At 72.0% G+C, this 12,128-nt stretch carries 12 protein-coding genes and 1 tRNA gene; 6 read left to right on the forward strand and 7 right to left on the reverse strand.

Going from position 1 to position 12,128, the window contains the following annotated elements:
- Positions 1 to 209 precede the first annotated feature (209 nt).
- Positions 210 to 2,345 (reverse strand): ATP-dependent DNA helicase RecG, encoded by a 2,136-nt coding sequence (gene recG / locus RM540_RS07835; RefSeq protein ID WP_311663001.1) that lies wholly within the window; start codon positions 2,343 to 2,345, stop codon positions 210 to 212.
- Positions 2,346 to 2,518: 173 nt separating this feature from the next.
- A complete protein-coding gene (locus RM540_RS07840) occupies positions 2,519 to 2,968 on the reverse strand; it encodes a hypothetical protein (protein WP_311663002.1) in 450 nt (149 codons plus the stop codon).
- Positions 2,969 to 3,196: 228 nt separating this feature from the next.
- Here RM540_RS07840 and RM540_RS07845 point away from each other — a divergent pair, with 228 nt between their 5' ends.
- The gene (locus RM540_RS07845; RefSeq protein WP_311663003.1) at positions 3,197 to 3,622 is read left to right on the forward strand and encodes a hypothetical protein; all 426 of its coding nucleotides are present in this window, start codon (positions 3,197 to 3,199) and stop codon (positions 3,620 to 3,622) included.
- A gap of 84 nt (positions 3,623 to 3,706) precedes the next feature.
- Here RM540_RS07845 and RM540_RS07850 read toward each other — a convergent pair whose 3' ends face one another.
- The 3 genes from RM540_RS07850 to RM540_RS07860 form a co-directional block, all read right to left on the reverse strand.
- A complete protein-coding gene (locus RM540_RS07850) occupies positions 3,707 to 3,997 on the reverse strand; it encodes a helix-turn-helix domain-containing protein (RefSeq protein WP_311663004.1) in 291 nt (96 codons plus the stop codon).
- Positions 3,998 to 4,034: 37 nt separating this feature from the next.
- Complete coding sequence (locus RM540_RS07855) at positions 4,035 to 4,397, reverse strand: type II toxin-antitoxin system RelE/ParE family toxin (protein ID WP_311663005.1); 363 nt, start codon at positions 4,395 to 4,397, stop codon at positions 4,035 to 4,037.
- A gap of 207 nt (positions 4,398 to 4,604) precedes the next feature.
- Positions 4,605 to 4,678, reverse strand: a tRNA-Ile gene (locus RM540_RS07860).
- Between the two features lie 235 nt (positions 4,679 to 4,913).
- Here RM540_RS07860 and RM540_RS07865 point away from each other — a divergent pair.
- Both RM540_RS07865 and RM540_RS07870 read left to right on the forward strand, forming a co-directional pair.
- The gene (locus tag RM540_RS07865) at positions 4,914 to 5,399 is read left to right on the forward strand and encodes an Lrp/AsnC family transcriptional regulator (protein WP_311663006.1); all 486 of its coding nucleotides are present in this window, start codon (positions 4,914 to 4,916) and stop codon (positions 5,397 to 5,399) included.
- Between the two features lie 76 nt (positions 5,400 to 5,475).
- The gene (locus RM540_RS07870) at positions 5,476 to 7,647 is read left to right on the forward strand and encodes a glutamine synthetase III family protein (protein ID WP_311663007.1); all 2,172 of its coding nucleotides are present in this window, start codon (positions 5,476 to 5,478) and stop codon (positions 7,645 to 7,647) included.
- A gap of 209 nt (positions 7,648 to 7,856) precedes the next feature.
- Here the strand turns inward: RM540_RS07870 and RM540_RS07875 are convergent, their stop codons facing one another.
- Together RM540_RS07875 and RM540_RS07880 are read right to left on the reverse strand one after the other, a co-directional pair.
- Positions 7,857 to 8,705, reverse strand: coding sequence for a formate/nitrite transporter family protein (locus RM540_RS07875; protein ID WP_311663008.1), 849 nt, complete (start codon positions 8,703 to 8,705; stop codon positions 7,857 to 7,859).
- A gap of 373 nt (positions 8,706 to 9,078) precedes the next feature.
- A complete protein-coding gene (locus RM540_RS07880) occupies positions 9,079 to 10,527 on the reverse strand; it encodes an L-serine ammonia-lyase (protein WP_311663009.1) in 1,449 nt (482 codons plus the stop codon).
- A gap of 170 nt (positions 10,528 to 10,697) precedes the next feature.
- On the opposite strand from RM540_RS07880, the gene RM540_RS07885 reads away from it, so the two are divergent.
- From RM540_RS07885 to RM540_RS07890, 3 genes are all read left to right on the forward strand, one after another.
- On the forward strand, positions 10,698 to 10,916 hold the full coding sequence (locus RM540_RS07885) for an addiction module protein (protein WP_311663010.1): 219 nt from the start codon (positions 10,698 to 10,700) through the stop codon (positions 10,914 to 10,916).
- A 92-nt stretch (positions 10,917 to 11,008) separates the two neighbouring features.
- Positions 11,009 to 11,212 (forward strand): type II toxin-antitoxin system RelE/ParE family toxin, encoded by a 204-nt coding sequence (locus tag RM540_RS16505; RefSeq protein ID WP_432280807.1) that lies wholly within the window; start codon positions 11,009 to 11,011, stop codon positions 11,210 to 11,212.
- Positions 11,213 to 11,387: 175 nt separating this feature from the next.
- Complete coding sequence (locus RM540_RS07890) at positions 11,388 to 12,122, forward strand: CPBP family intramembrane glutamic endopeptidase (protein ID WP_311663011.1); 735 nt, start codon at positions 11,388 to 11,390, stop codon at positions 12,120 to 12,122.
- Positions 12,123 to 12,128 lie beyond the last annotated feature (6 nt).

A 12,128-nucleotide genomic window follows, 5' to 3' on the forward strand; every position in this document is an offset into this window, starting at 1 on the left:
CGAGTGCTTCCCGTCTCGCCTTCCACGTCGCGACGAGGATTGCAATTCAGCGCCTCGTTTACAAGGTGGCGGCTCCCGCTTGTAGTGGGTGCAACGCAGCAGAGCCCCCCACCCCGCCCTCACCAGACGAGCGGACCCGGCGGGCGGGGCGGCGTACGGGCTGCCAGACGGGTACGGCCACCCCGCCCCCACGGCGCGGGCGGGGCGGTCTACCCCACGCGCGCGAACCCCAGGCTCTTCGGCGCCGTCCGCCCAAAGTGCTCGCGCGTCGCCTCCAGGCCCGGCGCGTCGAGGGCGGGCGTCGCCTCGGCGATCGCGAAGGCCGCCGCGCGCGCTTCGGTCAGGATCTCAGCGTCCTTCACCACGTCGGCGATCTTGAGGTCGGGGAGGCCCGACTGGCGCGTCCCGAAAAAGTCGCCGGCGCCGCGCAGGCGGAGGTCCGTTTCCGAGATCTCGAACCCGTCCGTCGTCGCCTCCATCGCCTCCAGCCGCTCGGTCGACTCCGCCGAGCGCTTGTACGACGCCATGAGGAAGCAGTACGACTGGTCGCCGCCCCGCCCGACGCGGCCGCGGAGCTGGTGGAGCTGGGCGAGCCCGAACCGCTCGGCGTGCTCGATGACCATGACGGTCGCGTTGGGCACGTCGACGCCCACCTCGATGACGGTCGTCGCCACGAGCACGTCGGCCTCCCCGCCCTTGAAGCGGTCCATCGCCTCCTCCTTCTCGTAGGACAGCATCCGGCCGTGGACGAGCTCGACGCGGTACGGGCGGAGCGCCTCCGACAGCTCGGCCGCTCCGTTCTCGGCGTCCTTCACGTCGGCCAGCGTCTCGGACTCGGACTCCTCGACGAGCGGGTAGACCACGTACGCTTGGCGGCCCTCGCGGAGCTGGCGCTTGACGAAGTCGAGCATCTCCTCGCGCCGCTTTTCGCTGTACACCTTGGTCTCGATGGGCTTCCGCCCCGCCGGCATCTCGTCGATCGCGGACACGTCGAGGTCGCCGTAGACGGTCATGGCGAGCGAGCGCGGGATGGGCGTCGCCGTCATCATGAGGACGTGCGGGCGCTGGCCCTTTTTGAACATCTTCGCCCGCTGGACCACGCCGAACCGGTGCTGCTCGTCGACGACGGCGAGGCCGAGGTTCTGGAACTCCACCTTGTCCTCGATGATCGCGTGCGTGCCGACGACGGCGTGGGCCTCGCCGGACGCGATCTCGGCCAGGATCTCGTCGCGGAGCGCCTTGCGCTGGCCGCCGATGAGGAGCCGCGTCTCCAGCCCGAGCGGCTCCAGAAAGCCGCGGACGTTGGCGTAGTGCTGCTCGGTCAGGATCTCGGTCGGCGCCATGAACGCCGCCTGGTGGCCGGCGTCGACGGCCATGAGCATGGCGGCCACGCCGACGACCGTCTTGCCGCTCCCCACGTCGCCCTGGACGAGCCGGTTCATCTGGTGCCCGCTCGCCGTGTCGGCCGCGATGGTCTCCAGCACGCGCCGCTGGGCGCCCGTGAGCTCGAACGGGAGCACCTCGTCGAGGAATCGCTGCGTGTAGCCGCCCACCCCGCCCAGGCGCACGCCGGCCTGCTTCTCCTGGCGGCCCTTCGTGAGCGCGAGCAGGAGCTGGAGGAAAAAGAACTCCTCGAACTTGAGCCGCCGCACGGCCCGCCCGCGCTCGGCCACGTCGCGCGGGAAGTGGACGGCGCGGAGCGCCACGTTGCCGTCGATGAGGTCGTGCTGCGCGCGGACCGACTCGGGCAGCACCTCGGGGATCGCGAGCCCGTGCTCCTTGATCATCCGGTAGATCAGGCGCCGGAAGCCGCGGCTGTTCAGGCCCACTTTTTCGAGCGCCGCCCCGCCCGGGTAGAGCGGGACGATGCGGCCGGTCTGGAGCGCGGCCGTCGCGTCGTCGAGCCGGTCGGTGTCCGGGTGGGCCATCGAGAAGGAGGACCCGTACTTGTCGGCCTTCCCGTGGAAGGCGTAGGTCTCGCCCTTCTGGTAGAGCCGCTGGAGGTAATTGGCCCCGCGGAACCAGACGCACTTGAGCGTGCCGCCCGAGTCGTCCGTCACGCGGAGCTCCAGCCGGCTCCGGCCGCCCCGCCCGGGGATCATGCCCTTGGCCGCCACCTCGCCGACGACCGTGTACTCGCCGGGCTCGGCGATCTGGCGGATCGGCGTGACCGTCGTGCGGTCGAGGTAGCGGCGCGGGTAGTACCGCAGGAGGTCGCGGTAGGTCTTGACGCCGGCCTTGCGGAGCGGCTCGGCCCGGCGCTCGCCGACGCCGGGGAACTGCTCGATGTGGGTGTCGAGGACGGAGGCGGGCGGGGCGGAGATCGGGGCGGGCGCGGCGCTCACAGGACCGGAGGGGGCGGGGCGGAGCCCGCAAGCTAGGGGCGCGCGCTGACGCCGGGCCTGTCACGGGGGCCGCCCCGCCCCCGCCGCCCCGCCCGGCCGCCCACACCCTAAACGGACGGCGGGCCGGGAGCCCGCGCCCCCGGCCCGCCGTGGACCGTCTGCTCGGCGGGCCGCTACATGCCCATCAGCATGGTGCCGGCCTGCGAGAGGGCCTGACCGAGCTGCTCAAGGCTCACGTCGCCGTCGGCCGCGGCCGACGTCTGCTCGCCGAGCGTGGACAGGGTCTGACCGATGGCCAAGCCGTCCAGCACCGGGTCCTGGAGCTGGGAGCGGAGCGTTTGGAGGTTGGCGACGATCGGGGCCGCCGACGGCACGCCGTCGAGCCGAGCGATCCACCCGTCGATGTTCGAGACGGCGGTGGCCGGCGCGAGGTTGGTGAGGCCGCCCGCGCTCTGGGCAGCGTCGAGCGTGCCCTCGGCCGTCACGGCGCCGGCCGGGTCGGCCGGCATCGGGGCGGTATCGGCTGGCATGGCGCCGGCGTCGGGCTCCGTCATGACGTCGGTCTCGGCCGGCGCGCAGGCGGCGACGGCGAGAGCGAGGGCGAAAAGGGGGAGGCGAGACATGGGGGAGGGGGAAGGAGGCGCTCCCGCTGGCCGCCCGGTAAGGGCAGGTGAGAGCGCACGAGTCGGGCGTGAGCCACGGGCGCATGACCGTTCAGTTCCCCGCTTGTTCCTACGGACTTTGTCGCCCGGCCTCTCAGGAACGGCCCCGCCCCGCCTCGGCCACACCCGTGGGCGGGGTGGGAGCCTGAGGGGCCGGCGCACGTTCCTGTCCCTCGCCCCGCCCCCACCGTGCGCTCGAACCGCCCGCCCCGCCCCACGCCCGACGACGTCCGCGTCGCCGTCGACCGAGCGCTCGCGCGGGCGTCGCTGAGTGGCGTCGACGCGTGGGAGTCGCCGCGCGACATGGCGGTGCAGCTCGCGCTCCGCGAGGGGCTCTCGGCCGAGGAGGCACTCGGCCGGTGCGGCGTCGACGTGCCGCCGCCGACGCGGTCGCCGGTCGCGTTCGGACGCGTCCCCTACGGGTCGCCGTTCCGCCTGGGCGGCGTCCGCTACCGGAAGGTGACGGCCAAGGCCGCGCGGCGCCTGGCCACGGGCGCGCCCAACGCCGAGCCCCTCGACGGCGGCGAGGCCGTGTGGCTGGCGCCCGACCGCCCCGTCGAGCACGTCCCCGTTACGACCGTGCCGGCGGGCGGGGCGGACGAGCGGGGCGACTGAGCGCGGGCGGGGCGGCCGAGCGGGGCGGGGCGGCCCCGGCGCCGACGACGAACGCCGTGTGTGGGGGGCGCGGTCATCTGCCGTTCACGCCGCAGCAGGGCGGCCCGTGTCGACACGGACCTCGACGCCGGCTCGGTGACACAGCTTGATGAGGAGGTCGGCCGTGAACTTCGAGAGCCGGCCGTTCGTGATCTCGGAGACGCGCGGCTGGCTCACGCCGAGGGCGGCGGCGGCCTCGCTCTGCGTGTCGAACTCGGCGGTGTAAGACGCGAGCGCCGAGAGGAGCCGGGACTTGACCGCGAGGAGAGAGGCCTCCTCGTCGTCGAAGCCGAGGTCAGCGAATACGTTGCCGGAGGACGGGGTGGGGCCGGTCATGTCAGGTTCGGGCTGGTGGCCTGGGGTCAAGCGGGGCTCAGTCGAGGCCCTCAGCCCGCCGCCACTCGACGATCTCGCGGTACCGGGCGGCGGCGTGGTCCTTCTGGTGCTGGGGGAGGTCGACTCCCCTCGTCGCCTTCTTGTGGACTACGTAGAAGCAGTACACGGCCTCGCGAAAGCGGGCGACGTAGAACGTCCGGTAGGTTTCGCCGTCGTGGTTCGTGCGAATGGCGTAGACGCCCCGCCCCACGCTCGGCATCGGCTTCGCGCTCCCGGACTTCCCACCCCGCTCGGCCTCGTCGAGCGCAAAGCCGACATCCTGCTTGACCTCAGAGGGGCAAGCTCGGAGGACGTCTCGGGCGTCGGCCCAGAACTCGAGCTTTTTCCGAGGGGAGGCCATCAGACGGGGGCGGAACGGCTCGGATACGTAATTACGCATAAGCCGTTCCACCTCCTTCTCGTTAATGTGTCTCACGCGCGTCGGCCTTGATCCGTCTCACGTCTCAGCCGGGCATTTCTGCTGAGACGCCTCCGGCGGCGGGGCGAGGCAGGGCGGCTAAGCTTGGGCGGGGTGCGGGCTCCACGCTCGACCTCCCCGCCCCCATCGTGGGCCCGGCAGGACTTGAACCTGCAACCGTCCGGTTATGAGCCGGCTGCACTAACCGATTGTGCTACGAGCCCGCGCCGCAAGCTAGCGCCGGCCGCCCCGCCCGGACTCCACCCCGCCCGCGGCGGCCGAGCGGGGCGGGGCGGGCGAGCCCCACGCGCCGGGCGGAGCGGGCGCAGGCACCGCCCCGCCCCGATTCAAAACACAGAGGTTCGCGGTGACTCCTGCGTTACTTCTTGAGGCAGTGCGCCCCGAAAGCCTGCGGCACGAGTAGGTTCGCCGTCGCATTGGCTTTCCCACCCCGCCCGCATGGAGAAGATCGACGACATCGACGCCCAGATCCTCCACCTCCTCCAGGTCGACGGCCGCGCCAAGCGGACCGACATCGCCGAGGCCGTCGGCCTCTCCATCCCGTCCGTCTCGGACAGGATGCGGAAGCTGACCGAGCGCGGCGTCCTCGTCGGGACGCACGCCGCGCTCGACGCGAAGCGGCTGGGCTACGACGTGGCCGCCTTCGTCTTTATCCAGTCGACCGGCAGCGAGCACTACGCCGCGTTCGTCGAGGGCGTCACGGCGATGGGCGAGGTCCAGGAGCTCCACTCCGTCACCGGCGACGGCTCCCACGTGCTCAAGGTCCGCGTCCGCAACACGACCGCGCTCGAGCGGCTGCTCGCCCGCATCCAGGCGCTCCCCGGCGTCCGCGGCACGCGGACGAGCCTGGTCCTCTCGACCCACAAGGAGAGCACCTACCTCCCCGCCGAGCCGATGGCGCTCGTGCCCACGCGCGACGAGTAGCGGGCGGGGTGGCCAGACCGCCCCGCCCCGCCCGTCGCCCCCCACGCCCCGCCCGCTTTCCACGCCCACCCCGCCCATGACCCCGACCCTCCCCCCCCCGAACGGCGCCCTGCGCGTGCCCGCCCGCAACGTGCTCCGCGACGTCGAGAAGGCGTTCGGGCAGAACACGTTCGGGCTGGCCGAGATGAAGTCGCGCCTGCCCAAGTCCGTCTACAAGCGGCTGACCGCCACCGTCGAGCGGGGCGAGCCGTTCGACGAGACCGTCGCCGACGCCGTGGCCCTCGCCATGAAGGAGTGGGCCGTCGAGCGCGGGGCCACGCACTACACGCACTGGTTCCAGCCACTCACCGGGCGGACCGCCGAAAAGCACGACAGCTTTATCACGCCGAACGCCGGGGGCGGGGCGGTCATCGAGTTCTCGGGCAAGAGCCTCGTCCAGGGCGAGCCCGACGCGTCCAGCTTCCCCGGCGGCGGCCTCCGCGCCACATTCGAGGCCCGCGGCTACACGGCCTACGACCCGACCAGCCCGGCCTTCCTCGTCGAGCACAACGGGAGCGCCACGCTCTGCATCCCGACGGCGTTCGCGTCGTGGACCGGCGAGGCCCTCGACCACAAGATCCCGCTCCTGCGAAGCCTGGAGGCCCTCAACCGGCAGGCCACGCGCGCGCTCGCGCTCCTCGGCGAGGACGTCGGCCGCGTGACGGCGACGTGCGGGTCGGAGCAGGAGTACTTCCTCGTCGACGGCGCCCTGTTCGAGGACCGCCCCGACCTCCTCGTCGCCGGGCGCACGCTCGTCGGCGCCGCCCCGCCCCGCGGGCAGGAGTTCGACGACCACTACTTCGGGTCGATCCCCGAGCGCGTCATGGCCTACATGAACGCGGTCGAGGCCGAGCTCTACGCGCTCGGCGTGCCCGTCGCCACGCGACACAACGAGGTGGCCCCGGGCCAGTACGAGTTCGCGCCCGTCTTCGAGGACGCCAACGTGGCCGCCGACCACCAGCAGGTCATGATGATGACGCTGCAGCGCGTGGCCAAGCGCTACGGGCTCGCGTGCCTGCTCCACGAGAAGCCGTTCGCCGGCGTCAACGGGTCGGGCAAGCACGTGAACTGGTCAATGTCGACGGACACCGGGCTCAACCTGCTCGACCCCGGCGACACCCCGCACTCGAACCTCCTGTTCCTGTTCTTCTGCACGGCCGTCGTCCAGGCCGTGCACCTGCACCAGGACCTCCTGCGGGCCTCGATCGCGACGGCGGCCAACGACCACCGGCTCGGCGCCAACGAGGCGCCGCCGGCCATCCTCTCGGTCTTCCTCGGCGACCAGCTCTCGGACGTCTACGAGCAGATCACGGCCGAGGGCAAGGCGACCGCGTCGAAGGCGTCGGGCTTCCTCGGGCTGGGCTCGCCGGTCCTCCCGACGCTCCCGCGCCACGCCGGCGACCGCAACCGGACCTCGCCGTTCGCCTTTACCGGCAACAAGTTCGAGTTCCGGGCCGTCGGCTCGTCGCAGAGCGTGAGCTTCCCGCTCACGGTCCTCAACACGATCGCGGCCGAGGCCATCGACGACCTGACGACGAAGCTGGAGGCGAAGCTGGGCCGGAAGCGGTCGAAAAAGGCGGTCGAGGAGGCCGTCCAGGAGGTCATCACCGAGTCCATCCGCGAGCACACGGCGATCGTGTTCAACGGCGACGGCTACTCCGACGCCTGGCACCGCGAGGCCGTCGAGGAGCGCGGGCTCCTCAACCTGGCGACGACGCCCGAAGCGCTCGCCACGCTCACGGCCGACAAGAACGTGGCGGCCTTCGAGCGCTACGACGTGCTCACGCGGGCCGAGCTCGAGAGCCGCCAGGACATCCTCCGCGAGCAGTACGCCCTCACGCTCAACGTCGAGGCGGCCACGACCGAGTCGATGGCGAAGACGCTCGTGCTCCCGGCCGCGCTCCGCTACCTCATGGAGATCGGCGAGGCCGCCGAGGCCGTCGAGGACCTCGGCCTGGACACGTGGGGCGCGCGTGAAACGGCGGGCGGGGTGGTCGAGCACGTCAACGCGCTCCGCACGGCGCTCGGAGCGCTCGCTGCGGCCCGCGCCGCCGCCCACGAGGCCGACGACGAGGCGGCGGCGATGACGTCCGAGGTGGTCCCGGCGATGGCCACGGTCCGCGCGGCGTGCGACGCGCTGGAAAAGGAGGTGCCGGCCGACCTCTGGCCGCTCCCGACCTACCGCGACCTGCTGTTCACGGGGAAGTAGGGGCGGGGGGACTAGCGACTGGGGAATGAGGGGCATCCCGCCCCGCCCCGCCCTGGCCCCCCGTTTCCGCAAGCGGCACCGCCCCGCCCGAGACGCTTGGGCGGGGCGGTGGTGCGAACGGCCTGCGCCCCGCCCCGCCCGCAGCGAAGGAGCGGGCGGGGCGGTCGCGTTCTGCCAGTCCCCGATCCCAAGTCCCCAGTCCCTCCGCTTCAGTCCTCGCCGTCGGCCGCGGCCTGGGCGTAGTTGAGGACCGCCACGAGCCCCACCCCGCCCACGATGTTGCCCGCGAGGGCGGGGACGAGGAACGCCGGAATGGCTCCCCACCCGGCCTCGCCGGCGAGCACGGCGTAGACGGCTTCGGAGGTCCCGGTGATCGAGTGGGCAAAGCCGCCCAGACCGATCGCGTAGGCCACGACGACGATGAGGACGACCCGCGAGCGCTCGGCCGACGGGAGCATCCACACCAGGAGCGCCAGGAGCCACCCGGCGTAGATGCCGCCGCCGAACGTGGTCCCCGGGCCAGTCTCGACGACGTGGCGGCCGACGCGGGCGAACTCGGCCATCTGGGCGTCGGTGAACACGCCGCTGTCGATCCACAGGAGGTACGCGAACACGGCCGCCCCGACGAGGTTGGCCCCGAGCACGATGCCCCACAGGCGGAGCATGCCGCCAAAGGCCGCCCACGTCTTCTGCCGCAGGACGGAGACGACCGGCGTCAGCGTGTTCTCGGTAAACAGCTGCTGCCGCCCGATGATGACGACGAGGAACCCGAGGGCGTAGCCGAGCGACGTGACGAGCGGGGTCCAGGAGGCCTCGGGGAGCGCGGCGCCCAGGAGCGACCGCCCGACGAACGAGAACCCGATCGAGAGGCCGGCGGCGAGGCCGGACCAGAACAGGGCGCCCGACGACCGCGACAGCTCGTCGCGCGCCTCGCGCAGGACGGCCTCGTAGAGGATCGTGGCGGGCGGGGAGGCCCGCCGGTCGGCCTCGGAGACATCGTGGTCGTCGAGGTCGAGGCCGGAGAGCGGAGCGCGGTCGCGGGCGGGGAGGTCGGGCATGGACCGGCCAACGGACGCCGGCGCGGGGCGATCCCCCGAGATGGAGGCCGGCCGCCCCGCCCGGATTCTCCTGAGCAGGGCGGCTCGGGCGGGGCGGCCGGTTCGGGGTGCTCGGGCGGGGCAGGAAGCCGGCGCCACCCCGCCCCCGCGTTCTGCCCTTGCCTCGTCCCTCGTCCCGCGAGCGCAGCGAGCCCCCTCAGAAACTGTTTGGTGGAGGTTCCCCCTCCCCACCGGGGGAGGGCCGGACCCAAAGGGCGTGGAGGGGGATGAGTGTCAAGGCGGCCGTCGAGGGCGGGGCGGCCACTCCACATCCCCCCTCCCGACCTCCCCCCGCTGGGGGGAGGAGAGTCAAAGTTGGCTACCAAACAGTCTCTCAGCACTCCGTAAAGCGGACCGACACGTTCGTCGCCAGGCCGCCCTGGCTCGTCTCCTTGTAGCGGTCCGACATGTCCTCGGCCGTCTGCCGGAGCGTGCGGATGACGGCGTCGAGCGAGACGCGGGCGTCCTCGGGCGTCCCGGCGAGCGCGAGGTGCGCCGCGTTGATGGCCTTGACGGCGCCCATCGTGTTCCGCTCGATGCACGGGATCTGGACGAGCCCGCCAATCGGGTCGCACGTCATGCCCAGGTGGTGCTCCATGGCGATCTCGGCGGCCTGGAACGCCTGTTCGGGCGTCCCGCCCTCGGCCTCGCACAGCGCGGCGGCGGCCATCGAGCTGGAGACGCCGACCTCGGCCTGGCACCCGCCCATCGCCGCCGAGATCGTAGCCCCCTTCTTGAAGAACGTCCCCACCTCGCCGGCCACGAGCAGGAAGTCGACGATCTGGTCGTCGGTCACCTCCTCGTCCGAAAAGCAGACGTGGTACATCAGCACGGCCGGGATGACGCCGGCGGCCCCGTTCGTCGGCGCCGTGACGACGCGGCCCAGGTTCGCGTTCTCCTCGTTGACGGCGAGTGCGAACGCGCTCACGAGCTGGAGCACCTGGGGGAACCGGAACGTCTGTGCGCGGATGGCCGCGATCCACTCGCGCGAGGTCTCGGCCTCGTGGGCGTCGCCGAGCAGGCGCCGCGCGAGCGGGGCGGCCCGCCGCGCCACGCCCAGCCCGCCCGGGAGCACGCCGTCGGTGTGGCACCCGCGGAAGACGCCCTCGCGCATCACGTCCCACAGCGCGAGCACGCGCGCGCGGACCTCGGCCGGCGTCCGCCACGCCTCCTCGTTCCGCTGGACCACGTCGGCGATCCGGCACGCCCCGCTCCGGCAGTGCGCGAGCAGCTCGGCCGGCACCTGGGCGGGGTGGGGCAGCCGCACGAGGCCGGCCGCCTGGCGCTCGGCCTCGCCCTCGGCGACCACGAACCCGCCGCCGACCGAGTAGTACGTCGACGCCCGCTCGCCCGCCCCGCTCCCCGCGGGGTCCGCCCCGCCCCCGACGGCCACGCACGTCATGCCGTTGGCGTGGCCCGGCAGCCGCTCCGACGGGTGGTAGAGGATGTCCGCGGCCGGGTCGAACGCGACGGCCGCCCCGCCCAGCACGACGCGCTTGTCGCGGGCGAGCGCGGCGACGTACGCCGGGATCCGGTCGACGGCGATCGTCACCGGGTCGTGCCCGAGGAGCGCGAGGGCGATCGCCTGGTCGGTGCAGTGGCCGCGCCCGGTGAGCGCGAGCGACCCGTAGAGGTGGACCTGCACGCGCTCCACTCCGCCCAGGAGGCCGGCGTCGTCGAGCTCGCCCAGCCACCGCTGGACGGCCCGCCACGGGCCGAGCGTGTGCGAGCTGGACGGCCCGACGCCGATCTTGAGCATGTCGAACACGCTGAGGGCTTCCACGAGGAGGGGGCGGGGTGGTGGGACGGGAAAGGTCGCTACGGGCGGGGCGGCGGTGTCCCTGGTCGGGACCTGGGGCGGGGCGGCGACCGATGCCTGGCCGTGCGACACGGAGCAGCCAGAGAGTTCGTTCTACAGCACCGTACTTTGCGTTGACGCAGACCCGCTGAGCTATGAGCCTCCAAGAGATCGAGTCGCAGGCCCTCCTCCTCCCGCCGGGCGAGCGCGCGCTTCTCGCGCAGCATCTCATCTCGAGCTTAGACGAAGAAGACGAGATCGAGCGTGTGTGGGCCGACGAGGCGGCACGGCGCTGGGATGCCCTCGTGTCGGGAGAGGTTAAAGGCATCCCCGTCGCTGACGCGCTCGCCGACGCCCGTCACGCCGTCTCGTGACAGACGTCCAGCTTCATCCCGACGCCCGAGCGGAGTTGCTCGCAGCAGCAACTTATTACGAAGAGCGGTCGGACGGCCTTTGAGGGCTGTTCATCGACGAAGCTCAGCGGGTCTTCAGCCTCATCGCGGAGTCGCCCGATCTCGGCTCTCCGGTGCCGAGGAGCAACCCGTACCGCCGGTGGTCGCTCCGCCGGTTCCCGCACCACGTGATTTACCGGACAGACGGGGGCACGCTGTTCGTACTCGCCGTTGCGCACGACCGTCGCCGTCCTGGCTATTGGTCAAAGCGGTCGTAGGCGGGGCGGCGGCGCCCCGTCCGCGGTCGATGTGCGGGGCGGGGTGGTTCCGCGCTGAGGGCAGCCACCCTCTGTACACGAGCTGGTGGCCGCTGGCGCTCTGGTTTTTCCAGAGCGGGGCGGCGGCTAACTTTCTGTTTATGCAACACGTAAGCCTCGGTGTCCTCGCCACCCTTTGGAGAACCTAGTCGAGTCCGCGCTCCCCGCCCTCTTCGTGCTCCCGGTCCTCGCTGTCGCTCTGGCGGCGTCAGGGTCGAGGCGCACCGGATCGGCCGCATTGCTGTTCCTCCTCCTCCTCACGCTCGACGGCTTCCTCGTTAGCGCGCCCGTCGTCTACGATGTCGCCCAGGTCCCGGGGGCCAACTGGAACTGGACGGGGAAAGCGCTCAGCCTCGCCTGGGCGCTCGCGTTCATCGGGTTTGGTCCGCTCTCCCGGCGTGATGTTGGCCTCACTGTTCGCCAGCGTCCCAACTCCCTCCGCCCTGCTGTCCTCGTCACAGTCGGGCTCGTCCTGCTCGGGGTCACCATCGGCGCCGTGTTCGGTGGGGGAGGTCCGCTCCGTGTCGAGACGTTGGCGTATCAGCTCACGATGCCGGGATTAGCCGAAGAGCTTGCGTTCCGCGGCGTGTTTCTTGCCCTCCTGCACCGGGCTATACCAGCAGAAGCGGGGGCTGCTGTTTCCTGGTGGCCGGCGGTGGTCACGACGCTTGCGTTCGCCTTCACGCACAGCCCGAGTCTTGAGGGCGGCCGAATCGCATTCGCGTTCCTCCCGTTCCTCCTACCCCTGGTGGCTGGGGCTGCGTTCGCGTGGCTCCGGGAAAAGACAGGAAGCCTCCTCTGGCCAACAATCGCTCATAACGGGCTCAACGCGGCTATTTTCGTCAGCGGGTCGGTAGCGGGAGCGGCGTGATCCGCT

The organism is Rubrivirga litoralis (genome assembly GCF_031846415.1).
In the GTDB taxonomy this organism is placed as follows: Bacteria; Bacteroidota; Rhodothermia; order Rhodothermales; family Rubricoccaceae; genus Rubrivirga; species Rubrivirga litoralis.

What these genes read in the sequence shown, in the direction of transcription:
- RM540_RS07870 (WP_311663007.1), top strand. Translation starts at nt 5,476, where the DNA reads ATGACCCCGACCCTCCCCCCCCCGAACGGCGCCCTGCGCGTGCCCGCC.
- RM540_RS07875 (WP_311663008.1), bottom strand. Translation starts at nt 8,705, where the DNA reads ATGCCCGACCTCCCCGCCCGCGACCGCGCTCCGCTCTCCGGCCTCGAC.
- RM540_RS07850 (WP_311663004.1), bottom strand. Translation starts at nt 3,997, where the DNA reads ATGACCGGCCCCACCCCGTCCTCCGGCAACGTATTCGCTGACCTCGGC.
- RM540_RS07865 (WP_311663006.1), top strand. Translation starts at nt 4,914, where the DNA reads ATGGAGAAGATCGACGACATCGACGCCCAGATCCTCCACCTCCTCCAG.
- RM540_RS07855 (WP_311663005.1), bottom strand. Translation starts at nt 4,397, where the DNA reads ATGGCCTCCCCTCGGAAAAAGCTCGAGTTCTGGGCCGACGCCCGAGAC.
- RM540_RS07840 (WP_311663002.1), bottom strand. Translation starts at nt 2,968, where the DNA reads ATGTCTCGCCTCCCCCTTTTCGCCCTCGCTCTCGCCGTCGCCGCCTGC.
- RM540_RS07885 (WP_311663010.1), top strand. Translation starts at nt 10,698, where the DNA reads ATGAGCCTCCAAGAGATCGAGTCGCAGGCCCTCCTCCTCCCGCCGGGC.